We start from the raw sequence: 25,670 nt of genomic DNA, 5'->3' as shown, positions 1-25,670 counted from the left end.
TCCTATAGTAAAATTCCTATGTTTTTCCTCCAAATCAAAGGGCCCCTAAAAGTTAATGTATTTTGGAACAGAATATCATTGTTCTTTATATACATGATTGGATATAACATGGATAATTGTTGATATGGATAAATTGAACATTATACATTATACATTATACATTATACATTATATTCCCTTATATCCCTTAATACTGTTTTGAGTAGGTCTTCTTTTCCGTAAGGTATTCGGATCCGGTTCCGTCGCCGGTCCGGAAGAGGGTTTTCAGGGTGTTTTTCTGTTTTGGTTTTTCAGCATCGGGAAGGAAGCATACAAAGTGGAGGTGGGGCCCGTTGCTCCAGCCTGTATTTCCGCTTAGGGCAATGACGTCTCCTTTTTTTACGGAATCTCCTGCTTTTACTTTAACGCCGTTCTGTTTGAGATGGAAGTACTGGGCAATAGTTCCGTCCGCATGCATAATGGAGACATAATTGGCGAGGTTGGCACAGCTGACGGTCGGGCAGCCTCTGTTATTGCTCTGTACCAGGTCGATCACTTTTCCTTCCCGGGCAGCTGTGATTTCCGTTCCTTCAGGCATGGTGAAATCCAGGGAGTTCTCGTCCTTATGCGAAAAGGTGCCGTTGTATCCCTGATGAACGGTGAACGACTGTCCTTTCCGGAACGGAAGGTCATATACATAACCGGCATCATATGTTTTCACGGTAGCATCGCCGGCCAGTGTATAATAATTGGGCATGTTTTTAATTTTCCATCCCTTTTTCCTGTCACTGATGAGGAACACTGCGACCTTGTTTCTTGTGGTGGAAGGCGGAAGCACCGTTACTGCCTGGAATTTTCCCGGCATTTTCAGATTTTCCAGTGAAGGCTGCCCCGAAAAAGACAGGGAAACCGGATAGATCTCTATATTGTCGGCATAATAGATAACGCTGTCCTGCTTCACTTCAGGATATATCCGGGCAGGCTTCTGGGAAAATGCAGGCGATGAAATGATCATCAGCAGCATAAGAACAAATCTTTTCATTTTTAAGTTTAATTAATGCCGAACTGTTTCACCATCCAGTGTCCGGAATGATGCTTGATAAGATCGGTTTTCAGGTTTTCGTTTTTGGTCGTCAGATAATTGTATACTTTCAGCGGTACGGAATCCGGGTATTCTTTCAGTCCCTGTGCTGCAACCGCTTTGGCATCCTCTTTCTTTCCGGCGCCGTCCAGCGCTTCATACCGGTAGATATAGAGGATGGCAGGTATTTTCCCGTAGACCGCCAGGGTTTCATCTTGCAGCAGCTTTGCGGTTTCGGTCTGGAATTCAGGATTCGGTTTCCTGCCGGCCGCGGAGGTCTGGCTGATGTGCTGCTGGTACATCAGGAACAGCAGGAGAAGATGCAGGTTTTTGGTATGCGGATCAGAAGCCAGTCGCTGGATTTTTTCAACGGTTTCCGGAGTAATCTCATCGTTGTCCGCCTGCAGGTTTTGGGTATAGAATTCATCCAGGACATTATAAACGGTGGTGTCGCTCCCGTCGATCACCGCTTCTTTCTTTATCTTTTCAAATACTTCTTTTGCCGCTGCTGCCGTCTGCGAAAATGCATAGCTGCCCAGCAGAAAAAAGAACAGCACTACCAGTTTTTTCATGGGATTGGAATGAATGGATTTAATTTTCGGGTTTAAATATAATTAATTGTTTTGAGGTTTACCGGTTTGCCGGATGAAAATCTTAGCTGCCTTTCTTAAAGTTTTTAAGTTTACCGGTAAAAAAAGAATCATTAATTTTACCCTTGATAATTTACCTTTACTGAAATAATGAAATCAATCGTAATCAACGTCGGGAACAGCAATATCCGGTTCGGGCTTTTCAATGAGGACAACTGTGAAGTATCCTGGGTAATCAATACCAAACCGTACAGGACGCCGGATGAATTGTATGTCCAGATCTCCATGCTGTACCAGACTTACAAGATCGAGCCAGCAGAAATCGACAAAGTAATTATCGGTTCGGTAGTGCCGCAGCTGACCAAAGTGATCAATGCCGCTGTTAAGAAGGTTCATGATCTTGATCCTGTAATTGTAGACCGCACCACGCCTTCGGAAGTTGTGGCCAAATCCAAGCAGATGGGAACGGATATTTATGCCAACCTCGTAGCGGCTCACAACCTGTATCCGGGCCGCAAAAAAATCATCCTGGATTTCGGGACGGCCCTTACGGCAAGCTGTGTCGCAGAAAACGGGGAAACACTGGGCGTGATTATTGCACCGGGTATTGTCACAGCATTAAATTCCCTGATCAGCCAGACGGCACAGCTGCCGGAAATCGAACTGGTAAAGCCGAAATCGGTGCTGGGACTGGATACCGTAAGCTGTATGCAGAGCGGTATGGTCTACGGATTCCTCGGAATGGTGGAAGGATTTATCAACCGGATCAATGATGAGGTAGACGATGACTGCTTCGTGGTAGCTACAGGCGGTGTTTCCCATGTGTATAAACCTTTGACGGACAAGATCCATGTGATGGACCGGCTGCATACGCTGAAAGGACTCTATTTCCTGGGGAAATTGCTCTGATGGCCTGGTAAAGGCTGATCCCGCCGGCTATCTTTTCGATCTGAAGAATTCTTTCACAATAGAAGAACACTCATTTTCCATTACACCGGTTATGATTTCCGTTTTCGGGTGAAGGGACAGGTGTTTGCTGATGAATCCGCGCTGTTCATCCCGTGCCCCGATGACCACTTTAGAGATCTGTGCCCAGGAAAGGGCGCCGGAACACATCACGCAGGGTTCCAGTGTTACATACAGGGTGCAGCCTTTCAGGTATTTTCCCCCCAGGAAGTTAGCTGCAGCGGTAATCACCTGCATTTCTGCATGGGCCGTAACATCATTCAGGGTTTCGGTAAGGTTGTGGGCTCTGGCAATGACACGGTTATTGGAAACCACGATACAGCCTACGGGCACCTCATCTTTTTCGAGTGCCTGTACAGCTTCATTCAGGGCCATTTTCATGAAATATTCGTCGGTAAACATAAAAATCAGATCAGTCAAAAGTCATGGTTAAAGGCAGCCTGAACCGGTATCTGACGGTATTGCCTTTGAAAACAGCCGGCGAGAACTTTTCCGCAACCGAATACAGGGCAATTTCGGCCTGCCGGTTGAAGGTGAAATTGTCTCCCTGAGCCTGCACATGGCTGATGGTACCGTCTTTTTCAACGATGAATGCTACATTGGCTTTTACGGTCTTTGCTTCGGCATAGACGCCGTCCGTATAAAAAAGATCGGCTACTTCCTGCCGTAATGCATTGATGCCTCCGGGATAATCGGCTGATTTTTCCGTTTCCGGAAGGATGTCCGGAAGCTTTTCTGCCGTTGCCGCTTTGTTTTTCAGCCTGCTGAGGTCTTCCAGGTTCTTCACTTTCAGCAAGGCCCCGATCAACGCAACGTTTTCGATGCTGTCCATCTTCTTCATAAAAAGCAGGAAATCGCTTTTAATGGCATTTTTAAACAGCACATTGGTTTCCGCCTCAAATTTTTTCTTAAACTCATGGTTCAGAAGTACGCGGTGATGGTTGTAGTAATTTTTTACATTCCTGAATTCCTCAACCTGCTGCGAAAGGCAGACGGACGAAAAGAGGCAGAAAAAAAAGAGGAAAAGCGGTTTCACAGGCGTATATTTATGTAAATGTACTTAAAAATTCTCTAATCCTGTAAGATTTTCAGCTTTCCAGATACCGGTTGAGGGATTCCTGCAGGTGATCCCGGATTTCCTGTACCAGGCCTTCGGGTTCCAGCACCTGCACTTCTTTTCCATACGAAAGGATTTCCTGCATGAAATCGTAGGTGGGATGCAGGAAAAATTCAAAGAAGATGCCTTCGGCGGTTTCCTTGGTTTCTTTCTGCGACTGGTGCAGCGGAAAGCTGCGGATGTATTCGCCCTGATGGCGGCTGCATTTAAGGATGATTTTCTGCGGGTTCTGCTCTGTCAGGTTCATCACGCCGAATGCATTTTTGAAATGTTCGCGGAAATTGTATTTGTATTTTTCCCTGAACTTTGTTTTGGTAACATCCAGGTAATTGATCCGGTCGAGGCCGAAAGATTTCAGCATTTTGTCTTTGGTATCGACGGCAATGAGGTACCAGCGGTCTTTGGATTCTTTCAATGCGAGCGGGTGGACCTTGCGGGAGGTCATCAGCTTGTTTTTGTAATTATAATGTTCAAAGGTCACCACTCTTTTGTTCCGGATGGCAAAAAAAAGATCATAGAAACTTTCCACGCCGGTCGGTTTCCGGCTTTCGAAAAAGATAAAATCGGCAAAATCGGGATGGACGTTCAGGGCATTGCTCACCTGGAAAGATTCCAGCAGCTTCTGGTTGTATTCATCCACCTCCATGATCGGGCGGCTCTCGATATAATACCGGTTATCGCCTTTCTTTTTGTTGTGGATGGACAGGTTGAAGAGGTCCGAAATTTCCCGGATGTCGCGCTGCAGGGTACGCATGGAGTAGCTTTTGATCTCCGCGTCCTGAAATTCAAAAGAGTTCAGCAGGTATTCCTCCAGCTGCGGATAAGTAGCCGGGGAACTTTCCAGTCTCTTGATAATCAGAGCATACCGGGTGAGGTAGAAGTCTTTTTTCATTCGGATCCGTTTATCGTGCAGCCGGGCTGCGTTTTACTTTGTCGAATGGAACATGGGCATTTCATGGCAGAATTTTAAAGCAAATATATAGGCTTAATGCGACAAAACGTGTCGTGTTTTATTTTTGTTTCAAATTTTTTTCGATTTTTTTGGGTTGCGGGTCTGTTTGTAATATACAGATCAAATTATGAAGCGTTGAAATGATATGAGGATGACCAGATCATCAATTACAGAAACTTTTGGTTTATTCAGCCGTATAAATAGCTTTGAGAAATTCTGTAATCGAAAGAGTATAAACCACTTGCTGGAATATCAGGTAACTTAATCTTCTTCATCAATTAAAATGCCTTTATAAAATACTCCATACCTGCTGTATAGCGTGTCCTTATTTTTACTGAATTTCACCCATTCCTTTCTATCCAACACATTAAAATAATCACCTTTAGGATCTGAGGGAGTAAAATAAACCAATTCATTATCTTTAAAATAATAATCATTAATTTTTCTGAAAGATTTCTGATTTATAACTTCTTTAATTTTTACATCCTTGTCTAAAGAATATATATTAACATAATTACAAAAAATATAATAGTTATTTGCTTTCAATTCCTTTTCCATTGATGGGTGACGCTCTGTAGCCTTTAATCTGATGTATAATTCATTCTTCTCCTTATCTTGAAAAAGCAGGCTGTCTTTGGTGGTTGTACATCGTTGGCAGTTCTTTTCACTAATATTATTACATGAAATAAAAATCAATAATATGAATATTAAAATCAATCTCTTTGAATTTTCCATGATTCATATTGATTTAGTTTAGTTTTTTGAGATTTTTATCTGAAATCCATATACTGGAAAAAGAAGCAGGATGATTTCTAAAAATATATTTATATTTTTTATCTTCATACATACCTTCAACGAAAATATCTTTCTCATCACGTATTTCAATTTGGTGAAATGATATTGTATCTACAAATTGTTTTAATTTCAAGACGTTCGTCTTATAAAGAACATCATCTAAAAATACTGTTTTATTAGATTGATGATTATTTTCACTCATAATATCAATTTTCCCTTTTAAATAGATATTATCCTGTGAATCTTTATAGAGAAGATGATCTTTGATATTCTTTATGTCTGTCTGTTGTTCGCATGAAAAAATCATTAAAAAACTTATTGATAAAATAATCGGTTTCCTTTTTATCTTTTTAAGCGCATTACAACGTATTTTACTCATTTTGTTTAAGTTGAATAAATATAAAAGTTTAGAATAACTTAATATCATAGAAACCAGAATACATAATGCTTTTGTTGTTCCATAATCTATTCTTCAAATATAAATACACTAATTTCTAAAAGTTTTATATTTCCCAATGCATCTATTTCATCTTATTTACCGTTTGAATTATACAATTCCGCCTCACAAAAGGTCTTACTTTTTGCCCATTTTCCTGTAAAACTTACAAGTGGAATTTAAATTTATAATTCCTAACTTTTATTTTTCAAGCCTATAGATCCACCTAATTTATCATCAAATTTAATAAAAAACCGCATTAAAGGCGGTTGATTTTACGCATAATTTTTCTGGTCTTCTACAGTGGCTACTGTGATATATAAAGGATATCCACCTTCATAATTCTTTTTTAAATGCTATAAAACAGATTAAAATTATATAACCCTTTCTCGTTATGCCTGAAATTGTTGCAATGATAAAGCTCTCCTAAAAACTCTTCTATCTCCTCATGAAAAACCATATTTCCAGAATAGAAATCATCATTTTCAAGTTTATAATTTTTAAGGTATTTCATAGTTTTTAATACCTCCTGATCTTGTTTTCCGAAGTTTCTATTATAAATTCCCATGCTTTAGGTTTATAATAAAAATCTTCTTTGCCAAAATCTAGGCCTAATAAATTTTTAAAAACTTCTTTATCATATCCGTAATCATTACACCAGGGATTTTTCTTATAATCGTGAATACGTAACGTACTGCCTACAAGATTATAAGTAAATTCACTAAAACCATTTTTTCTATAATCTAATCTTTAGACCACCAGGTAATCCAGTTCTTATTGTGCCATATTTTTTATTTAAAATATAATACTACTAAATTTTGCAAGTCCCGGATATTGTTGTAATTTCTAATTTCTTGTAAAGGAGTTACTAATTTTACTTTATCACCTCCTTTCCCTTTTGCCCATACATAGAGTATAATTTGCTTTACAGCCTCTATAATTTCAGCTTCTGAAATATATCATTCTTTTCTATTATGTCTTTAAATTCTTTTAATTATAAGAAAACCGCCTCAATAATAAGACGGCTTTAGGCATTAAAATCCTAATTCTTTATAATTTAATGCAGTGCTGATATACAAAGAATCACCATTATCATAAAAATATTTCATTTTGAGATAATAAATTTGATAAAAATTATAAGTAATTCTGTGAAATCTAATGCGAAAAACATAATATTCATCCAACACTTCATGAATTTCATCATAGCGATGATCATTATGTGCAAATTCTTCATTAGTGAATAATTTTTTATACACTACCTTTCTATACTCATCAAGACTATTGTAATATTCCTTAGATACTTTATGTTCTTTTTCCAACAGTTCTCTTAATGTTTTTTCATAGGCTTCCATAAGATTACTATAAGATCCTGTTTCTAAGAAATACTCCTTTTCACCTAAATCTTTAAAATACAACTTGAAGATTTCAGTTTCCAGATATGCAGCCTCTTCTACTGAACTATTTAAAGCAAGAATTTTACGATTACTTCTAGTGCTCTCCATGCCATTTACTTTATAGTTTATCGGTGAAACTATAATACCAAACAATTTTTCTAAATCACTCATATTTCTATTTTTTAAAAATGAATCTAATATCTGTTATTAATTCTATATCTCCTAAAGCTTCTATTGCAGAAAATTGAGTTGCTGCATCATACAACTCTGCTTTTATATATCCTTTACTTTTCGTCCATTTTCCTGTAAAGGTTTTTAGAGCGGCAGCTTCTAAGTTTTCTTTTGTAATAGCTTTGCCCTCCATTTCAGACTTTAATTTAGATAAATGTACAGCTTGTTCGCTTTTACTTTAAACAAAACCGCCTCTTTTTGAGGCGGTTAAAATATTAAAACCCTAATTCTCAAATGGCATTACCTTACTTATATATAAAGGTTTGCCGCTATCAAAGAGCCTTTTTATATAAAGATAATTCTTAAGACCTACTATAATAAAGTGAAAAGACTGCCCTTTAAGGCAGCCTCTACTTATCATCTTTTTAGAGTCTCTTCTTACTTAAGAATCCTAATATTTGTTGCATCTGCAAAAATTATTTCATCAAATTTATTTTTATGTTTATCTGCAAATTTTTTTATCATTTCATATTCATGATTTCTACTAACTCCTGAAAAACTAATAGCTGTGATTTTATTATTAATTTTATCAAAAAAGTAAACAAAGCAACTTCCTTTAAAATAATCAAAATATTCATAATTATTATCAATATTTAATTTTTCTAATTCACTTTTCAAATTATCACAAGCAACTTTATATTGATTATAATCAGCATAAATAAAATCATATATTATAAAATCGGCTTCATTCTGATATTCTCCTGCTTTTATAGGAAGTTTTCCTTTATAATATAAATTATAAGCGTTTCTTGCAAAACCATTAATAAAGTATTTATTTTTATTAAGACCTTTAGTTTTTAATATTTTTTTATTTTTTAATAATCCTAAAAATACAGGATTAATATCTTCAACATTAATATTATTTATACTTGGTAATATATACTTTTTTTTATCGTCTAAGTATTCAGGTTTGGGTGGAGGAGCTTCAAGAGAATTATAACTACTTGAAGTAATTTTTTTATTTTGAACCTTTTTATCATTACAAGAGTATATAATTAACCCTAATATTATCAAAACAGTTTTAAAAAGTATTTTCATATCTAAAATATTTAAAAACTAAGATAAGTGTTTTTATATAAAAATTTTGTGTATTTTAAAATACACAAAATTTTTATTATTTTTTATCTTTTAAGTTAGCCCCTACAAATAGTCTTGGATGATCAATATCATCTTTCTCAAATCTTCTTTGGGTTCCAGAATAATCGTAGCACCATAAAGCAACGATGTTGTCCTTATCATCAAAAATGTAACCTTTAAATATTACCGAATGCCCAGCAGCAAAATCTGGATGCCAGTTTTGTTTCGGTTTACCAATACTAAATTTAATGGCTTCTTTTAAATTTTTCCAATCTTTTTTATTAGGATTATTCCAATACTGTAACATTGCTCCTTCTTCTAATCTGCCTTGCCAAATTTCCTCTGTAGTTACCAAGTCTGCATATCCATTCTTTGTTAAAGCTGCTCCAACGCCATATCCGAAGTATTTATCTGGAATATTGTTTGAAACTGTTCCAGAATAGATATAATCGTCACCTGATGTAGCTACTTTTATAGCATTGTTAATATTTACATCTGAAAATGCCTTTGAAACTCTTGCCATTGAAACCGCAAAACACATTCCTTTGGGATCTTGATATTTATTTGCAATTGCAAAAGATTTTTCAGGATTATTGTACGTATCATTATCAGATAATTTCTCAGATGCTTTAGCCTTTGGTAATTTCTCTATATTTTCTGTAAGTCTTTTTCCTACATTAGAGGTATTTGAAATTGCGATGCGACCGCAATGTACATTAGAAACAGAGTAGAATAACCAATCATCGTCATTAGCAAAAAAATCAATATATGCCCCTTTTTGTATCATTTGTGGACTAGCTTGAATAGTAAGATTACTATTATACTTTACATCTTTAATAATTGCACTAGACCTAAGATCTCCTTTATCATATTTATTGTCTTTATCATTAAACATTACTCCTCTTGATATAACGGTTACTGTTCCTTTGCTATCGTTAGCTTTTGAATTTCCTTGTCTAACATTTAATCTAATTTCCGTTGGGATAGTAATTTTTACTTCTTCTAACAGTTGTGTTCTATTATTTAGATGTTCTGATAATATAGTTTTCTTTCCTCCAACATTTCCTTTATAAACGGCATGATATTTTTTGTTAAGATCTTTATATGATTTATCTAAACTAAGGATTGGTATAAAATCATTATCAGAGACTTCTTTTTTGTCTTGTAATTCTTTTTTTTCTGCATCTTCTAATCGCAATGCTTTAATATTAGAAATCCCTAACGCTTTTATCGGTTTCATCTTTTTAAGTTTTAATTGTTAAAAAAAGAAATGGCGGCAGAAAACCGCCATTTCATTAGGTTAATTTTAATCCAAAGTACTGGTTGTAACACCGCCTCCGATCATACGAATATCTTCCGGTTTTCCGAAGGCGCTGCTTTCTTCCAGGTCCTTAGGGTTTTCGCAGTTCTCCGGATGATCTTCAGGGAAGATCGGCAATGCGTGATCCACGATCAGTCCTGCAGAGCCTGCCTGCAAAATGGTAAGGGTGGTAGGGATTCTGGTAATCCAGTATTTCCCCTGCGGCTGTCCTGTCGGCTGTCTCAGTTCGTCTGCCATGCTCATATACAGCGGGTCTCCGATCACGGGCACCTCGCCGCCGTTCCAGATCCTGCCGGTGCTCATAAAAAACTGTACGGCATCTTCAAATCCGGGATTGACTGTTACGATCACCCTGGCCATTCCGGCCTGCAGGAAGTTTCTGAACAGGGGATCCGCACTTTCAGACAGGTACATCTTCTGCCATTCATCACGGCTGGCCCAGTAGTAAGGATAGAAGGTATAATCCATAATACTCCATTCAAAGGCCTGTTCCATGAATTTGGCAAGTGCCGTGTATTGGTCGAGATCATTGCTTAACGTAATGCTGAAATCCTTCATTTCGGTACCGTTGGTGAATTTTTTTCCCAAAACGTTTAGGTAATCCTGCAGGAGATAGGCGATGCAGTTATGCTTAAGAATGACGGATTCCATCTCACGGTAGAAATTCCCGATTTTTTCTTCGTTACCTGCCTGTTCTGCTTTTGCCTTTTCTTCCGCTTCTTTCTGCTTAATCAGAAATTCAGCATAGGCTGCTTCATAGGCCGTAATGATGGCATCAAAATTTTCCTGTTTCCAGGCATCAATGAAGCTTGGTTGAATTTCCAGATTCAGTTTTAAGCTGATATCAATGGTATCGATATTATATCCTGAGTTTTTAAATACCCAGTTTCCTGATAAATTGAACCCGGTTAATGTAAACACGTCTGATGCAGAATATCTTTCAAATAGAATTCCATTGGTAAAATCACCATTAACCCTTATGCCTCTTTTGCTTTTTTCCTTTGTTGCTGTAAACGAGACTTCTACGGATTTACAGACATAATTTGCCGGAATGGCCAGGCTTTTCTGGGTTACCACGCATTCGCCATCATCATTAAACTCATCATGGAAATTTTCAACGTGCTGAGCCTTTTCTTTGATTTCCGTAAGCTTCACCCCGTATATGTCTGCCCAATGCTGTAACAATTCCCTGGTTGCCGCTTTTGAATTCGGCATGATCCATTCCCTGGAGGCTTTTCTCGGATCTACAGGTTCCTTCACGGTTTCTTTTGATGCAAAAGTCGCCAGGCGGTGCAGTTTTGCCGGTTCCGGAATCATAAATTCAAACATGGTTCTTTTGCCGTAGTTGTAGATCTGGTTCTTCATTTTTTTATCTACCCATCTGTATACTCCGGTAATATGCTTAGGTCCGGCAGCTTCCGGATTATTGGTATCGTTTACTTTCCCGCGGTTATCGAATTCATGCACATTGGTTTCCGTATATTCCCGTATAATTTTCTGAACACGTTCTTTGTTGATTTTGGTCAGTACACGTTCCATAGCCCGCTCGGTAATTTCCTGCGATTTGGCTACTGCCTGTCTTGTGCTGTCATGCTGGGCTGTAGTATTGGCGTAGCCTGCTGCCACTTCCATGGTCCAGCTCCAGGCTTTTCCTATTGCTCTTGTGCTGGCCTCAAAGCTTTGCTGTTTCTCAATTTCTTTGGCCACTTCAGTCTGCATCTCACTTCTTTCGGTTTTTGTGGTGTCAGAAATTTTTTCAGTTTCAACGGACTCGGATGTTGTGTCTATAGTTTCGGAATAATCCCTGGATACAGAAGATTTGTGGCGGAGTTCGCTGGCCATTACATTTTCAATATTGGAAACTTCACCCGGCACATATGCATGAACACTCTGTTCTACTTTCAGGTAATCCGCAATCCCCAGTCTTTTAACGCCGAAATGTTTAGGCGTAAATGTCCCGGAGTTTACCGTGGTGCCCTGATCCGGGTTTTCACCGCCTTCTTCAGGCTCTTCCGTTTCGATTCTGAATGAAAATCTTCCCGTATATACTTTTTCGGCAACCATATCATGATAAAGGACAACAGCAGATTCACCATTTTTAAAGTACAGGATCACCTTTACGGATGAGACCGCTCTAATAGAACTCTCTACTACAGGAAAGATCACTTTTCCATCCACTACATCAATTGAATTAATATTCTCCAGATAATTGTCATTGTTGGTTGCCATTTCTAAGGTAGCGGAAAGTAATCCAAGTGCAGTACTGTCCGTATTGTAGTAAAACGAAACGGAATGTTTGGGAACGGAAGCAATCATTGTAGTCTGCAGTTTGAGAAAGTAAGTTCCCGAAATCTCAGAATACGTTGTCCTGCTTACAGGGACCAATACGCTGCCTATTCGGCTGAATTCCTGTCCTGTAACCGGGGTTTTTGAAAGCAGGGTTTCAGTATTGGCGGTGATTTTTTGATTCAAAACCTCATACGCTTCTTCAAACGTATCATACTCATCTGTTATCGATACCGGTATTTTACTGATCAGCATTTCCTTGTCTGAAATCATTTCAAGCTGCGAAAAGTTAAGGGCAGTATAGGGTCTGCCATTATTAATCAGGGTAAAGTGCTCAACAAAGTAAGCAAATGAATCCCCGGACAATTGGCTGCTTAGATCTTCAAAATTCAGTTCATTCTTATAATTGAATGTAAATTCAGGAATATTGAATTCATCCAGACTTGCATACAGCTTATCAATTTCCTGCTGCGTCATAGTACTTGTAATCTGGGCTTCTATTCTTTCTATTGCTTCATTACGCGCATCAATAGCAGGCTGATACCGGGTTTTGTATTCCCTGTATGCTTTTTCATATGCCTTTGTTCTGAGTTTATAGAAAGTCTTCTGCATATCCTCCAGTTCAGATTTCAGCGTACTGAGAGCTTTTTTCTCTACTTCCAGAAGAGACAATGCCGCAATTTTTTCTCCTTCCATTTTTAAAAGATGCTGTGCCGGAGCAGAAAGCTCATTGGCCCCGATCATCCCTTTCCCCACAGGAGATGAATCCACCTTGAAAGAACCGTTGGCAGAGGTAGTGCCGGTGTTTCCGTCGCAGAAAAGGGAAGCCGGCAGTACGATTTTGGCATCCAGAGCTTTGGCTTTCAGGTCGGGGCCGTTGATTTTTTTAAGTTCATCGGAAGGCTGCAGGGTGCAGACGTACCCGAAGTGCAGTGCTTTCAGCATTTGGGTAACGGCCTCCTTTACATAGAAGTCCTGTTGCGTCAGCACCTGAAAGATAAGGTTGTTCCATAGTTTTGTAAGCGTATTGTCATCCGCTTCCTGGAAAGCTGCAACGGCTGCAGCCTCATCAACTGCAGAAAGAAGTTCATTTTTGGCTATCTTCCGGCCGAGTTTGAGAATTTTGTTTAATTCGGTATCGTTTTCAATTTCCGATTCTTTTTTAAAGGCCAGAAGCGCAAATGTTTTAGCCTCCCTTTCCATAAGCCCGAATTTTACAAGGGCCGTATTGCTGAGCTGAGGTTTGACGGCATTATCAAAGATACCGGTCAGCTGATCTTTCCTGTGGATGAATCCCAGGTTTTTATTTTTGGTTTCCGTTAATTGCGGGTTCCGTAAGCTTACAAACCTGAAAAGCGTCTGTGAAGCATTGTTTTTGTTGTCTGTTGTCATGTTGATAAATGGTATTAAAGGTTAAAGTAAAATCAGTTCCTGCAGGACGGCAGAGACATCCGTCTTGATGGTGTTGTTCTGACAGAACATCCCGAATTTCAGGGATTTCTGCGTTGTTGTCCCGATCTCTGTGAAGGTTCCTGTATTGACTGTAATGGAGGAAATCATGGTGTTTCCTTTCCTGATAAAGCTGAAATTTGCGAAGGTGGCTGCATCATAATTGTTGGTGGTGTTCAGCAATTCTGATTTATTCAGCTGGAATCTCCATCGTAATGCATAAAAGTTGAAAGCCATCCTGATGAAAGGGGAAGCCTGATTGGTAAGGGCAGGAGCCGTATTGGCATCTACCAGTCCGAAGTAGTACTCAGGATCCCTTGAAGTATCCCAGTTATAGACATTAAGATTTATGGCACCTCTCAAAATAAAGTCACTGTTTTCCGGAATGATAGGCTTGCTTACCAGAGAGGTAATAAAGGTATGGTCATTCTCCAGGGGTTTTACATTCGGATCGGTAGAGAACACACAGGTATTCCCGCGCCCGTAGATCAGGTTGCTGCTGGTATCGTTGTAGAATTTCCTGTCCCATTGGGTTGCTGATAAATCCACCTGGGACAGCTTGCTGCTTACCGTAATGGAAGTGCCTGTGATATAGGATGCTGTCCCGTTGGAGATCATGATTTTATACTCGCCTTCCGCCAGGCTGCTGCAGTTGCAGTAGAAAATAAGATCCGTTCCGTTCTGGAACAGCTGTACCTGGGAGTTGGGAATAGTGGCAGCCAGTGCTCCTGCTGCGGTCATCAGGCTGACGGAAAAGTTGGCCGGATTCAGGTTCAGTCCTGTTCCTTTCAGCGTAAACCAGGTATTTTTGTCAGATTGATCTGCCATCGGTGGGAGGATATAGGCTACGCTCATGGTGTGGGTGGTCCATCCACCGTTCATCTGGGTTCTCCAGCCTGTTTTTTCCTCTTCCGTCAGTAGAGCAGGAGCCGTAATGAAAAAATCCTTCTTCAGATCATTGACCGGAATTTTTTTCGTTGACTGTTCAGGATCCAGCAACGGTATAAAATGTTTGCCTCCGGGCCTGGTAAGGGTCTCAGACGGCTTATCGAGCTTGGTAAGAAGCAGATCCTGGAAGGCAGAGGTGTCGATAATCTGGATGTATCTTTCGCCGCTCCATCTGAATTGCTTTCCGGTGCGGATTTCAATATAGATTTTCCCTGATTCCCCATTTCCGGGAAAGTCAGACAAAGCATTGTATTCCAGGACGTCATCTACGTAACTCGGCAGTTGGGAAGCCGGGATTTTACCGTCTACCAGATCGGCCTTTTTGCTGAAATCATAGTCCAGTGTACTGGCGGGGATCTTGTCTTTTTTGTAAAAATAGGAATCCTGCCATTCCCAGAAATCGTCCTGGTTGGGGATTTTTCCGTTTTCAAAAAGCAATCTTAATCTTTCTTTTTCTAACATGTTTTTAAAATTTTGTTGTTTTGTTCATTATTGTTGGTGTTCAGTACTGGTGGCTTTATCGGTTCATTACCTTGAAAAAGTTCCTGCAATAGTCTGTTCTTTATTCACCGGTTTTTTTATTGTACCGGCTGGTAAAGTTTATGTTCAGGCATAGCTCCGGCTGTCCGGCATCATAAGGATGTTGGATAAGGCTGTCAGCATTGCAGTTGTGCCGGACAGGGGGAACTTACAGGTCAGTGCTTAGTAGAGGCTTTCTTCGGGGATTTCGGTTTCCGTGTCCTCGCGGAAGAAGTTTTCAATATCGTTGAGATAGTTTTCATAGTCCATCTCGGCGTTTTCGATGTCGCTCCATTCTATGGTGTACTGGTCTTCATCGAAGCGGTTATCTGGTTGGTAATCCGGTGTTTCCATTGGTTTGGGTTTGGTTTTTGGTATTGTAATAGGGTATGGTTCTGGCTGTCCGGTATTTTCTGCCTACCGGATTTTTTAAGAAGGTTAAAGAATTAAATGAGAGGCTGTGTTTTTATTCCTGTTTCAAAGCTACCACGCAGAAGCGACAGAACTCGTCGTGTTAAAAAAAATTTCAGATAATTTATATAAAATGTAATTTTTCGTTGAAAGTCCGGTTATAGCTATTGACTTCTGTTGGGGCCGGTTTCAGAAGCCGGTGATGACCGGTAGCTTTTTCTGAAACAAAGGGGTAAAGGGTCTTCAGGTTTGCATTGAACGGTATTTAGTTTTAATGATTGTTTGGGATGATTATCGGAAAGGTTCAGGTATGGCGGTTCAGACTTTATTTTTTGGTTCTGTTTCAAAGCTACCACGCAGAAGCGACAGAACTTGTCGTGTTTAAAAAATTCCGTAAAATTTTTAATATAAGTGGTTCGGTATAAGAATCGGAGCTGCAATAATGACCTCCGCATATATTGATGGCCGTTTCATGGGATGGATGGAGAATGAAATAAATCATACACCACACAAAGCAGAACCCTGTTGATCACATGGCGATCAGCAGGGTCATTGCCTTTTGAACTTATACCCGATATAAGGTCATAAGATTATATCTTGTTAATATAAGGAAAATAGCTTATATTTTGTTGATGATAAGTTTTTGTACGATCTGGTTCAGGACATCCCGGTGGTCATCAATATAGCTCAGGCCCGCCTGGATAAGGTTTTCAATATTGTATCTCCGCACATTGTCCATTGCCGGAGAAGCATTTTTCAGCGAAGGGTTCAGCCGGTAATAATTCTTCTGGTTTTTGGTTCCCAGGGTCTGGAACATCTGGCAGAGCTGGTAGTCCACGGTTTCCGCATTGGCCGAAAGTAAAATATCGATAATCGGGTTTACCCAGCCTATTTTCCCTGCTTTCTGCAGTTTCTTAAAAGTATACGGCCGGGCTTCGATTCCCGTACCGATAGAAACAATCAGCAGGTCGTTTACCGTCGGACGGTTGGTTTTCTGATGGCTTTTCAGGACTTCGGCAAAAGGGATCTTCCGGGCTTCCGCATAAGCACAGAGGGCAGGGTTGTTGGCAAACATGCCGCCGTCGATCAGGCTGAAAATCTGCCCGTACATGGATTTGATCTGAACCGGGCTGAAATACGTCGGTGCGGCAGAAGTTGCCCTGCAGATGTCTTTGACGTAAAAATTATCGGTGCTCAGACGGGCCTTCCAGGAATTGAATATTTTTGATCTTCTGTTTTCTATATCATAACTTGTTATCAGGCAGGGTTTTATTAATTCTTTTAATTCCAGGGTTCCAAAAAATTCATTAAGGTTCTTTTCAAGGGCTTCCTGGGAGATTTTTTCATTGATCAGCCCGAACGGGTTGACCATGCTTTTCCAGAAAGAGACCTGAAATATGTCGCCACCCCGTTCAGCATACAGTTCCAGGCCTTTCTGGATGGAATATTTTGCTTTCCGGTGTTCATCGGGACAGAGAATAATAGACGCAATCAGCCCTCCTGTACTGCTTCCCGCCACCATATCGAAATAATCTCCGAGCTTGGCATTCGGGTTGTCGTACAACTGCAGCTGTTCTTCTATGTAGCGCAGGATAATGCAGGTGATAATTCCCCTGATTCCGCCCCCGTCCAAAGAAAGAATGGTTGTCTTTTTCATGTTGTTTTTATACTTGTTTTTTAAGGAATACCTGACGGCTTTAGACAAGTAAAACCAATAGTTTCTGCAGATTAACTATTGGTTTTAGCTTTTATAAAGGGTGCTTTGGTATTTCCGTAAAGCAAAGGTAGGCCGGACATGCGACAGAACTTGTCGCATTAAAAAATAAATTCAAATAAAAGAGAATTATAAAATGAGATAGCCGTTTTTGTCCCTGCTCATTTTCTGCAGTGTCCTCCAGCTGGTCTGGATAAGACCATTTTTCGTATGGAGATTCTTTTTTTCAAAATGGGGCAGGTCTTTGAAGGTTTTCCAGTTTCCGCCCCAGTCCCAGCCGTACCGGGCAAAGATTTTCACGCATTCATACCAGTCTGCCACCTTGTCGTTGTCCCAGTCTCTGGCAGTATCCCAGCTGGCTGTTGTTCCATCGATCATCAGGCATATGTCTACGGCAAGCCCGTAATTGTGGATGCTCTGTCCGGCCTTGGCATTGGTTACCTTTTTGCCGGAAGTGATCCGTCCGATGGCGTAGAGTTTCTCCTGTTCTTCAAAGCTCCGGAGGCCCTGGGTAATTCTTATTTTTGCCCTTCCGGTTAATGCCTCGTCACATGCTCTGATAATCTGTATCACCTCTTCGCGTACGGAAGGATGAAGTTTTTCTATTCGTTGTAAAGTAATTTTGTCCATATCATAAGTTTTAGGTCTGGGAAACAAAAGTAGACCGGGGATGCGACAAAACTTGTCGTGTTTTCTATAATTTCTCCGGTCATTTTTTTTAATTCTGTAAATATTTTTAAATCAGATTGTTGTGAATTATTTGTTGATTTCGGTCAAAAAAAAATATAATGCGACAAGTTTTGACGCATTGCCTGCTGATCTTTGCTGCAGATAAAAAACACGATCTCTGTATGCTGTCTGTTTTCTCTCCGGCCGTCCGGATCCAACCGAGCAGCAGGATACACATCAGACACCTTTCAATAACAATAATTCAATGCAAAATGGAAATGATCAATTATGAAAATTCAACGCTGTCTTTAGACAGTATGTATCATGTACTGGGATGGTATGACAGGGTTTCTATCCACAGGCACCTTCAGGAAAAAAACGGGCTCACCGTAAAAGCGGAAAAGCTGCTCAACTTCGTACAGGAATACCAATGGCATCCGCCAAGGATGAAATACAGCCAGAACAGTACGCTGGAATATTATGATCCTAAAAAGGATTATTGGCTGCCTGTTGCAGAGTACAGCAAAAATCATCCTCAGTTCACAGCAGCCGTTTACGAATGCCTGAATATTCCGAATCAGTAAAAAAAACCTTATCAGAAAATACTTATGAAAAGCACAAAACAATCATTGGGAGCCAGAAGAAACAAACTGCTCCGTTATCAGCAGGTTATGGATGAATTCAATAGACATGACTGCCGCTATACTCCCATTACCGTGATCTGGAGGGAGTTTATTTATCCTAAATTCCACATCAGCAGGGATACCCTGTACCGTATCCTGAATACTCCGATAGAAGAGGAGCTCGAAAAAACCAATACTCCTCGTTCCGTCTTATAATTTACACGTTCGTTACTTCAAAAGTGTAGATCACTTTATAAACAATCAAACCGTTACTGCGCTTTAGACGCTTATAATTTTTTCTTTTGAGTGGAGAGCATTTTTCGGTAGGGGAAAATCCATGCAACGCCTGGTGTACTTTCTCCATCAGAATATGCTCTGCCCAGCTCAGGCTTCTGTTCTCCGATCCCTGATCCGCAATATTCAGCTTCAGCCTGAAGCTGCCCGACTGCCTGTTTTTCGGCGTCTGTCCGGGATCTTTCCCAAGGTCATTATACGATGCTTTAGAAATATTGAAGAGACAGCAGGGAAATTCCGGAGCTGCGGCAGGATCTGCATTCAGCTGTCCCCAGTCTTCACCGGTAAAATTAAATTCCGCAATCGTGGAAAGCCGGGTCCGGATGTTTTCCAATTCATTTTTCATAGGTATATATTTTATGTTAGACGGTGCAAAGCTCCGGTAATTCTGCACGGAGTAAAATATTGAATAAGAGAATCGTACAGCCTGGTAAGAAGATCTTACAGATGTGTCTGCAAATCTGACAACTCTTTCCGTATGAAGTTTTAACGCCGCAACTTTGCCTCAGGAAACAAGAGAGAATGACCAAAATTTAAATTTTAAAAAGATGCTCAAATTTCAAAAAGCAACCACCGACGGGTTGCAGAATTCTGTAAAAAATAATTATAACACTCGTAAAAACAAAAGTAAATGAACGGAGTAAAATTTGTAAGGGAAAACGGAGGTTTAAACAGATTATTATCTGGGGAAGACCATATTTCCGGATTGGTAGTGATCGGCGAAGCAGCCGTTGCGAGCCAGATGGTGCTTTCGGCAGAAGAACTTGCCGACAAGGGTATTACAGCACAGCAAAATCCTGTAATGCATTACCACATCAATGAGTTTTTCAGGGTAAATCCCGGAGCGAAACTCTATGTAAAAGGAGTGCTGACTTCAGACGGAACCTATCAGGAAGTGAAGCAGCTTCAGAATTTTGCGGAAGGCAGACTGAGAAGGGTAGCCGTATGCGATTTCAAAAGGCCGGTATCTGCACTGGCAGCAGCAGTAGGGAATCTGAATGAAGTTGCGGTATACCTGAGAGGATTGAACATCCCATTGAGTACCTTCTTATCGGTAAAGGTAGACAAAGCAGATATGACTGTGCTGCCTGACCTTCATACCCTGAAATCTGAAAACGTAAGCGTTGTACTGGGCCAGGATATGGGAGGATACGGGCATTTCCTTTCTGATACCACACCTTCCGTGAGTGCCATCGGTGCCGTTTTAGGAGCAGGTTCCAAGGCAAAAGTACATGAATCCATCGCCTGGGTAGAAAAGCAGAACCTGGTATCGACAGCGTATCCCAAAACATGGGCCGCTGATGCTGAACTTGCCAGGGAAATGGACATCCCGGGATTCTGTGACGGATCTTTATTAAGCGCCTACACCCCGCAGCAGATCCAGGACATTCATGAGAAAGGCTACCTCTTCGGGATGAAGTATTCCGGACAGGCCGGTACCTACTTCAACGACAGCTTCACTGCTGCATCAATGGATGATGATTTTGCCTACATCGAAAACAATACGGCGGTAGACAAGGCCATCCGCGAAATCAACCGTGCCCTGACCCCAAGGATTTCTTCACCGGTATACATCGATGCCGATACCGGGCACCTCGAAAATTCTGCAGTGGCCTCCCTGGAAGCCTTGTGTGATGATGTGCTCGACCAGATGGTAAGAGACGGGGAAGTAAGCGGGTACAAAGTGTACATCGACCCGGCCCAGCAGATCCTGAGGGACTCAAAACTGGAAGTGGTATTAAAAATTGTTCCTGTAGGAACACTGAGAACAATTACTGTAAAAATAGGTTTAACATTAACAACTAACTAAGAAATGGCATTAGAATTAGAACCATTAATCAACGGAAGAGAATACGGCTGGAGTGATATCGTAGTAAACATCGGAGGCGTTCCGGTAACCGGTATTAGGGCTGTAAAATATGAAGAGGAACAGGAAAAAGAGAATATTTACGGAGCCGGAAGGCATCCTGTAAGCAGAGGGTACGGAAGAGTGAAGGCCACTGCGTCAATCACCCTGCTTTCAGGAACCCTTTTCGCCCTTAAATCCAAAGCACCGAAAGGCCAGCTTCACAGGATTGCCCCGTTCAGTGTCATCGTGAGCTACCAGCCGGAAGCAGGACCTATCGTTACCCACGTGCTGAAAAATGCCGAGTTCAAAAAGACGGCTTTCGACTGGAAAGAAGGAGACATGAGCAAGGAAGTGGAACTGGAATTATTAATTTCACACATTGTAGACAAATCTTTATAATCATGAATACTGAAAAAACGATCTGCGGGTTAACTGAAACCCAGATTGCCGAATTAAAAGCCCAACACGGGCTTTTAATTGAAGGCACGGTGAAACAAGGCGGCAACGAATACAAAGCAATCTTCAAGGAGCCGGATTTCAAAACCCTGGAAGCCACGGGAGCCATTGCGAAAAACAATGAGATCAAAGGAACAAAGGCTCTGTTCGATAACTGCCTTATTGCAGCCGATGAAGCCATTAAGCAAAGGGATTTCCTTCAGCTTAAAGCGGTGGAGTGTGTAGCCAATCATATGAATTCTTTCAGCGTTTCCGTAAAAAACTTGTAAGCTCGCTGGAGAGCGAGCACAGTGAATACGAACGCTGGAAAGGGGATGCCCTTATACGGTCTAATTTCCATATCGATCCCGAGGAGCTGAAGCTTTCCCAATGGGCCAAGCTGTATGCCCAGGCCACGTGGCTGGAAAAATGGAAATTGGAAAACCAGGCTGAAATTCTAAGCAGCCTGTTTGGTAAAGAATAACAGAAGAATTTTTATGATAAAATAATGGATACACTATTTAATTTGGAAGTGTTGCGGAGCGTATATGTTTTTAAAGATCTGAACAGTACGGTAAAAGACGTTAACACTTCACTTGAAAAAACAACAAAAGGCATTCAGTCTTTATCGGATTCTTTCTCCTCTTTTACCAGGTCTTCTATTGAAAAAGTGAAGGAGCTGTCATCAGAGTTCAGGGAGCTTACGAAAAGCATCACCCAACCGCAGGTGGCAGCCCTTTCCTTCGATACTTCAGGCGCCATGAACGAATTTTCAAAAATCAGTTCAATGGCACAGGGGCTTTCGGAAATGTCCTACAAAGAGAATTTTACTCAGTCTGTAAAAAGTTCGGCTTCTAATGCGGCTTCTGAGGTTAAACAGTCGGAAGAAAAGAAAAAAGAAGAAAATACCTTAATGTCATATCTGGATACAGGGCTTGGATTTGTAAAGAAATTAAAGGAGGTATATGATAGTATCGAAGATATCGGAAAGATGTATAGAGGAATACGGGACGGTGATTTATTGAAACCTTTTAAGAAAGATTCATCCTCATCATCTGAAGGAAATGGTTCGGAAACATCAGAAGGAAAAAAAGATACCAAGGGTCTTCTTTCTTCTTTAGGGGATGGTATCGAAATTATTGACAAACTTAAAAGTGCCTATGATACTTTTAATGATATAAGTGACCTGTTCAAATGGACAAAAAACCTCTTTAAAAGAGCTGCTCCTGCTGCTACGGCTGTACCGGAAGCAATACCTGCCGCGGGTGAAGGAGCTGTGCTGGCAGAAGGTTTATTGCCTGGATTAGGAGAAGTTGCCGGCTTATCCGGCAGTTTAGTTGAGATGTTTCCTGCTTTAGAAGGAGTTGGAATTGCATTGGCTGCTCTTGCAGAATTCATTTTGCCTGTACTGGCAATTGTAGCAGCTGTAGTTGCTGTAGTGGTTGCCATAAAATTGCTTTGGGATCATTCTAAGCGTTTCAGGGAAATGTTAGGATATATCAGCGGGGCAGGAAAAGCAGTATTTCATAATATCGGCGTATATGCAACCCGGCTCTGGCAGGTTATTATCAAACCTCTCTTAAGCATTATGACTGGGGGAATACAATTTATTGTGTCAAAGATAACCGGCTTTTTTAGTAGTGCCAAAATGAAAACTCATAATTTCATCACTGAAAGCCGAAAGTTTATTAATGAATCTATAGAAGCTGCAGTAAGTTTTGTAAAAGAAAAATTAGACAGAGTCATTAATTTCTTTAATAAGGCTAAAGCTTTTATTGGTAAATCATGGTCAGAAGTATCTAATGTTTTTACAGATTTAAAAAAATGGATTTCCTTCCATATTTTGGATCCTATGACCGAAGCCTTTGACAAAATATCATCCAAAATATCAGGAGTTATAGATAAGATTACGGGTAAAGCCAAGCAAGTGCTGGCACCCGTAAAAAAAATATGGGATCAGATATTTTCTCCAAAAGGAATTCTTGATGTAAATAAGGAAGGTCTGAAAAGTAAAAAAGAAGCCGGAGATAATTTTGATGCGCAAAAAAGAAAGGAAAAAAATAAAGAGGAAGCAGATAAACGCATTGAAAATGAAAAAAACAAAGTAAGTAATTCTAAAAAGAATAATGCTTTCGAATCCAATTCTGCCTTTAACAAAGAATTTAATTTTAAAAATTTCGGAAGTTCTGCGCTGAATAATGTCCAGTCCAGGAATTCCTCTTTCGGGGGAAGTATGGGCTCAGGGACCGGCGCCGGAGGAGGACAGAAATCCGTAGGGAATCTCAACATTACAAAACTCATTGAGAACATGAACATCTACAACCAGAACAATACCATGAGCAAGGAAGCAATTATCCAGATGGTGAGGGAAGCCCTGCTAACGGCGGTTGCCGATTTCACACTGGCTCAGAAAGACAATTATTAATATGGAAAAGTTTACATCATTTCAGTTTCCGCCAGCGGAAAATACGGTGAAAAGCGCAGGCGTCAACCTTTCTTACCGGTTCGGGATGCAGACCTCAAAGCCCCTGGCCTCAAAAGACAGCATGCAGCCTTCCTTTGGCAGTATTTCAGACAGTACCGAAAGGAACCTGCTTACAGAAGACCAGATGGGAGTGCCCACGCTTTCCAGCCTGATCATCAAGAATAAGGATAATGAGACCTTTGAATTTGCAGAATGTATCATCACCGTGAATCAGGAGAAGAATATTGTGACGACGGCTTTGCAGGGCAGGGACGGAACCATCAAGGAGTACATCAGCAAAGGCGATTACAACATCAGCATTATGGTAGGGATTACCAATTTCCTGGATATGTATGTACCATCGTTGACAGGGTTGGGGACCAGGGCATTGAGTGCCTCTGCAGACTATCCTCTGGAAGCTGTACAGAATTTCCACAAGATCCTGGCTTCTGAGGAGACCCTTATCGTGCAGTCTGCTTTTCTGTCCATCTTTGATATACAGTCCGCTGTCGTCAAGTCATACGCCATGGAACAGGAAACTTTCGGGAACCGGCAGAGCATCAAGATCGAGATGCTGTCTGATTATGCTTATGAGATCAAATTAAAAGAAGAGAACGATGTTAAAGTTGAAAAGTAAGATTACCATTGAAGGTGAAAAAATATGGGTCTTCAGATCGCTGAACAACTGTTCTATTGTACAGGACATCACCAGCCTTACCAATACCTGTGAACTTACCTTACCCAAAAAAATTGTATGGCAGGGGCTTGCCAATGATAATTTCAGGACGCCCCTTAAAAGAGGGGATAAGGTAACGGTGGAACTGGGATATGATGATGAACTGAAACTCAGGTTTACCGGTTTTATCAAGACGGTGGATGCCAGGACTCCGGTGGTTATTAAATGTGAAGACAGCATGTTTCTCCTCAAGCAGAAGAAAATACAGCCGAAAGCTTTCAGAAACGCGCTGCTCAAGGATGTGATGGAGCATATTCTGAAGGATACGAAAATTCGTTTCAGGCTGGTGGATGATACACTGAAAGTAGGGAATTACCGGACCTCGAAAGCAACGATCGCCGATGAACTTCAGGAGCTGAAGGAGAAATACATGCTTAACTCTTATTTCAGGACCATCGACGGAGAAAATGTGCTGTATGTAGGACTGGTGTATCCGCTGGATCACCGGCAAAAGTACCGGTTCATGTACGGGAAAAACATCATTTCCGAAAACTTCGAATACCGGGAAAGGGAAGAAATCAAGGCGAAGGTGGAAGCGATGAGTTTCGATAATAAACACCGTAAGAAAACCGTGGAACTGGGAGACAAGGACGGGGATGTCATTAAAATCCGGATCGACGGGCTCAGTGAGGAGGAACTCAGGAAATATGCAAAGCAGTCGCTGGACAGATACAAGGAAGGAGGCCTGAAAGGATCTTTTGAAACCTTCGGCCAGCCCGAAGTGAACATCTGCGACATTGTTGAGATTTCTCCGGCGGAACGGAAGAAAGGAGTGTATTTAATCAGAAAAAATGAAATCTCATTCGGGGTAAACGGTTACCGCCAGAACATCGAATTGGGACAGCCTTTATCACCATGAAAGATATAATTCAGGCTTTGGCCGCTACAGGAGACGAAATCTATGCAAAAATCTGTGAGGTGCTGGAAGTAGACGCGGAAAACAAGACTGCAGACCTCCGCCCTCTGGACGGAAGCGCAGATATTCTGGATGCCTACCTGGTAACTGATGACGCAAACGGATCAATGTATCTGGAGCCCGTAAAGGGCTCCTTGGTTTGCGTCGTTTTTATCAGCAAGCAGACCGCATGCGTCGTCAATTATTCCCAGCTGAAACAGTTCCGGGTACGGATAGAGAATGTGGAGTTCCGCATTGATAAGGACGGATTCCTTCTGAAAAAAGAATCAGAAACTTTAAAGGCCCTGATGGAAGACCTGATCCTGGAAATCCGCAGTATGAAATTTACCACCAACACCGGAAGTACGATACAGCTGGTCAATGACTTTAAGTTCCAGGCGATCCAGAACCGGTTTAAAAATTTTTTAAAAGACTAACC

General features: G+C 40.7%; 29 protein-coding genes. 11 read left to right on the top strand and 18 right to left on the bottom strand.

Annotation, left to right across the window (positions count from 1 at the left end):
• Positions 1 to 187: 187 nt before the first annotated feature.
• Positions 188 to 1,021 (bottom strand): M23 family metallopeptidase, encoded by an 834-nt coding sequence (locus tag QZ735_RS02385; protein WP_294243815.1) that lies wholly within the window; start codon positions 1,019 to 1,021, stop codon positions 188 to 190.
• Between the two features lie 8 nt (positions 1,022 to 1,029).
• The gene (locus QZ735_RS02380) at positions 1,030 to 1,632 is read right to left on the bottom strand and encodes a hypothetical protein (RefSeq protein WP_294243814.1); all 603 of its coding nucleotides are present in this window, start codon (positions 1,630 to 1,632) and stop codon (positions 1,030 to 1,032) included.
• A 168-nt stretch (positions 1,633 to 1,800) separates the two neighbouring features.
• Between QZ735_RS02380 and QZ735_RS02375 the strand changes: the two genes are divergently transcribed.
• Positions 1,801 to 2,559 (top strand): type III pantothenate kinase, encoded by a 759-nt coding sequence (locus QZ735_RS02375; protein ID WP_294243812.1) that lies wholly within the window; start codon positions 1,801 to 1,803, stop codon positions 2,557 to 2,559.
• Positions 2,560 to 2,586: 27 nt separating this feature from the next.
• Here the strand turns inward: QZ735_RS02375 and QZ735_RS02370 are convergent, their stop codons facing one another.
• The 15 genes from QZ735_RS02370 to QZ735_RS02300 all read right to left on the bottom strand — a co-directional run bounded on the left by QZ735_RS02370 (position 2,587) and on the right by QZ735_RS02300 (position 17,896).
• The gene (locus QZ735_RS02370; RefSeq protein ID WP_294243811.1) at positions 2,587 to 3,018 is read right to left on the bottom strand and encodes a nucleoside deaminase; all 432 of its coding nucleotides are present in this window, start codon (positions 3,016 to 3,018) and stop codon (positions 2,587 to 2,589) included.
• A gap of 10 nt (positions 3,019 to 3,028) precedes the next feature.
• Positions 3,029 to 3,652 carry a hypothetical protein gene (locus QZ735_RS02365; protein WP_294243810.1) on the bottom strand — a complete coding sequence of 208 codons (624 nt, stop codon included), beginning with the start codon at positions 3,650 to 3,652 and terminating at the stop codon, positions 3,029 to 3,031.
• Positions 3,653 to 3,704: 52 nt separating this feature from the next.
• The gene (locus tag QZ735_RS02360) at positions 3,705 to 4,625 is read right to left on the bottom strand and encodes a WYL domain-containing protein (protein WP_294243809.1); all 921 of its coding nucleotides are present in this window, start codon (positions 4,623 to 4,625) and stop codon (positions 3,705 to 3,707) included.
• Positions 4,626 to 4,946: 321 nt separating this feature from the next.
• Positions 4,947 to 5,420 carry a hypothetical protein gene (locus tag QZ735_RS02355; protein WP_294243808.1) on the bottom strand — a complete coding sequence of 158 codons (474 nt, stop codon included), beginning with the start codon at positions 5,418 to 5,420 and terminating at the stop codon, positions 4,947 to 4,949.
• Positions 5,421 to 5,433: 13 nt separating this feature from the next.
• The gene (locus tag QZ735_RS02350) at positions 5,434 to 5,859 is read right to left on the bottom strand and encodes a hypothetical protein (protein ID WP_294243807.1); all 426 of its coding nucleotides are present in this window, start codon (positions 5,857 to 5,859) and stop codon (positions 5,434 to 5,436) included.
• Between the two features lie 406 nt (positions 5,860 to 6,265).
• The gene (locus QZ735_RS02345) at positions 6,266 to 6,484 is read right to left on the bottom strand and encodes a hypothetical protein (protein WP_294243805.1); all 219 of its coding nucleotides are present in this window, start codon (positions 6,482 to 6,484) and stop codon (positions 6,266 to 6,268) included.
• A gap of 466 nt (positions 6,485 to 6,950) precedes the next feature.
• Entirely contained in the window at positions 6,951 to 7,481 is a 531-nt protein-coding gene (locus QZ735_RS02340; protein WP_294243803.1) for a hypothetical protein, read from the bottom strand.
• A gap of 4 nt (positions 7,482 to 7,485) precedes the next feature.
• Complete coding sequence (locus QZ735_RS02335) at positions 7,486 to 7,674, bottom strand: molybdopterin-converting factor subunit 2 (protein ID WP_294243801.1); 189 nt, start codon at positions 7,672 to 7,674, stop codon at positions 7,486 to 7,488.
• A 245-nt stretch (positions 7,675 to 7,919) separates the two neighbouring features.
• Complete coding sequence (locus QZ735_RS02330; protein WP_294243800.1) at positions 7,920 to 8,579, bottom strand: hypothetical protein; 660 nt, start codon at positions 8,577 to 8,579, stop codon at positions 7,920 to 7,922.
• 76 nt (positions 8,580 to 8,655) lie between these two features.
• A complete protein-coding gene (locus tag QZ735_RS02325; RefSeq protein WP_294243799.1) occupies positions 8,656 to 9,858 on the bottom strand; it encodes a hypothetical protein in 1,203 nt (400 codons plus the stop codon).
• A gap of 66 nt (positions 9,859 to 9,924) precedes the next feature.
• The gene (locus QZ735_RS02320) at positions 9,925 to 13,617 is read right to left on the bottom strand and encodes a hypothetical protein (RefSeq protein WP_294243798.1); all 3,693 of its coding nucleotides are present in this window, start codon (positions 13,615 to 13,617) and stop codon (positions 9,925 to 9,927) included.
• A 21-nt stretch (positions 13,618 to 13,638) separates the two neighbouring features.
• Positions 13,639 to 15,084 (bottom strand): hypothetical protein, encoded by a 1,446-nt coding sequence (locus QZ735_RS02315; protein ID WP_294243796.1) that lies wholly within the window; start codon positions 15,082 to 15,084, stop codon positions 13,639 to 13,641.
• 240 nt (positions 15,085 to 15,324) lie between these two features.
• Positions 15,325 to 15,495: a hypothetical protein gene (locus QZ735_RS02310; protein WP_294243795.1), complete on the bottom strand. Its 171-nt coding sequence runs from the start codon at positions 15,493 to 15,495 to the stop codon at positions 15,325 to 15,327.
• A gap of 676 nt (positions 15,496 to 16,171) precedes the next feature.
• A complete protein-coding gene (locus QZ735_RS02305; protein WP_294243793.1) occupies positions 16,172 to 17,209 on the bottom strand; it encodes a patatin-like phospholipase family protein in 1,038 nt (345 codons plus the stop codon).
• A 186-nt stretch (positions 17,210 to 17,395) separates the two neighbouring features.
• Positions 17,396 to 17,896 (bottom strand): M15 family metallopeptidase, encoded by a 501-nt coding sequence (locus tag QZ735_RS02300; protein ID WP_294243791.1) that lies wholly within the window; start codon positions 17,894 to 17,896, stop codon positions 17,396 to 17,398.
• Between the two features lie 311 nt (positions 17,897 to 18,207).
• Here QZ735_RS02300 and QZ735_RS02295 point away from each other — a divergent pair, with 311 nt between their 5' ends.
• Entirely contained in the window at positions 18,208 to 18,519 is a 312-nt protein-coding gene (locus tag QZ735_RS02295; protein ID WP_294243789.1) for a hypothetical protein, read from the top strand.
• Between the two features lie 24 nt (positions 18,520 to 18,543).
• Positions 18,544 to 18,774, top strand: a complete 231-nt coding sequence (locus tag QZ735_RS02290) for a hypothetical protein (protein ID WP_294243787.1) — start codon at positions 18,544 to 18,546, stop codon at positions 18,772 to 18,774.
• A 1-nt stretch (position 18,775) separates the two neighbouring features.
• On the opposite strand, the gene QZ735_RS02285 is transcribed toward QZ735_RS02290, so the two are convergent.
• Complete coding sequence (locus QZ735_RS02285) at positions 18,776 to 19,198, bottom strand: hypothetical protein (protein WP_294243785.1); 423 nt, start codon at positions 19,196 to 19,198, stop codon at positions 18,776 to 18,778.
• A gap of 285 nt (positions 19,199 to 19,483) precedes the next feature.
• Here QZ735_RS02285 and QZ735_RS02280 point away from each other — a divergent pair, with 285 nt between their 5' ends.
• Genes QZ735_RS02280 through QZ735_RS02245 form a run of 8 tightly spaced genes read left to right on the top strand, consistent with a single transcriptional unit; the run spans position 19,484 to position 25,668 of the window.
• A complete protein-coding gene (locus QZ735_RS02280) occupies positions 19,484 to 20,662 on the top strand; it encodes a DUF2586 family protein (RefSeq protein ID WP_294243783.1) in 1,179 nt (392 codons plus the stop codon).
• Between the two features lie 3 nt (positions 20,663 to 20,665).
• Positions 20,666 to 21,100 carry a hypothetical protein gene (locus QZ735_RS02275; protein ID WP_294243781.1) on the top strand — a complete coding sequence of 145 codons (435 nt, stop codon included), beginning with the start codon at positions 20,666 to 20,668 and terminating at the stop codon, positions 21,098 to 21,100.
• 2 nt (positions 21,101 to 21,102) lie between these two features.
• Positions 21,103 to 21,426 carry a hypothetical protein gene (locus QZ735_RS02270; protein ID WP_294243780.1) on the top strand — a complete coding sequence of 108 codons (324 nt, stop codon included), beginning with the start codon at positions 21,103 to 21,105 and terminating at the stop codon, positions 21,424 to 21,426.
• A complete protein-coding gene (locus QZ735_RS02265; RefSeq protein ID WP_294243779.1) occupies positions 21,375 to 21,620 on the top strand; it encodes a hypothetical protein in 246 nt (81 codons plus the stop codon). The genes QZ735_RS02270 and QZ735_RS02265 overlap by 52 nt, the downstream gene beginning before the upstream one ends.
• A 24-nt stretch (positions 21,621 to 21,644) precedes the next feature.
• Entirely contained in the window at positions 21,645 to 23,561 is a 1,917-nt protein-coding gene (locus tag QZ735_RS02260; protein ID WP_294243778.1) for a hypothetical protein, read from the top strand.
• 1 nt (position 23,562) lies between these two features.
• On the top strand, positions 23,563 to 24,237 hold the full coding sequence (locus QZ735_RS02255; RefSeq protein WP_294243776.1) for a DUF6046 domain-containing protein: 675 nt from the start codon (positions 23,563 to 23,565) through the stop codon (positions 24,235 to 24,237).
• Positions 24,218 to 25,195: a hypothetical protein gene (locus QZ735_RS02250; protein WP_294243774.1), complete on the top strand. Its 978-nt coding sequence runs from the start codon at positions 24,218 to 24,220 to the stop codon at positions 25,193 to 25,195. Before QZ735_RS02255 ends, QZ735_RS02250 begins: the two co-directional genes overlap by 20 nt.
• Positions 25,192 to 25,668, top strand: a complete 477-nt coding sequence (locus QZ735_RS02245) for a hypothetical protein (protein ID WP_294243773.1) — start codon at positions 25,192 to 25,194, stop codon at positions 25,666 to 25,668. The genes QZ735_RS02250 and QZ735_RS02245 overlap by 4 nt, the downstream gene beginning before the upstream one ends.
• The last annotated feature ends 2 nt before the right edge of the window (positions 25,669 to 25,670 follow it).

It is taken from the genome of uncultured Chryseobacterium sp., assembly GCF_913776365.1.
GTDB lineage: Bacteria > Bacteroidota > Bacteroidia > Flavobacteriales > Weeksellaceae > Chryseobacterium.
This window is presented reverse-complemented; position numbering and strand designations above follow the sequence as displayed.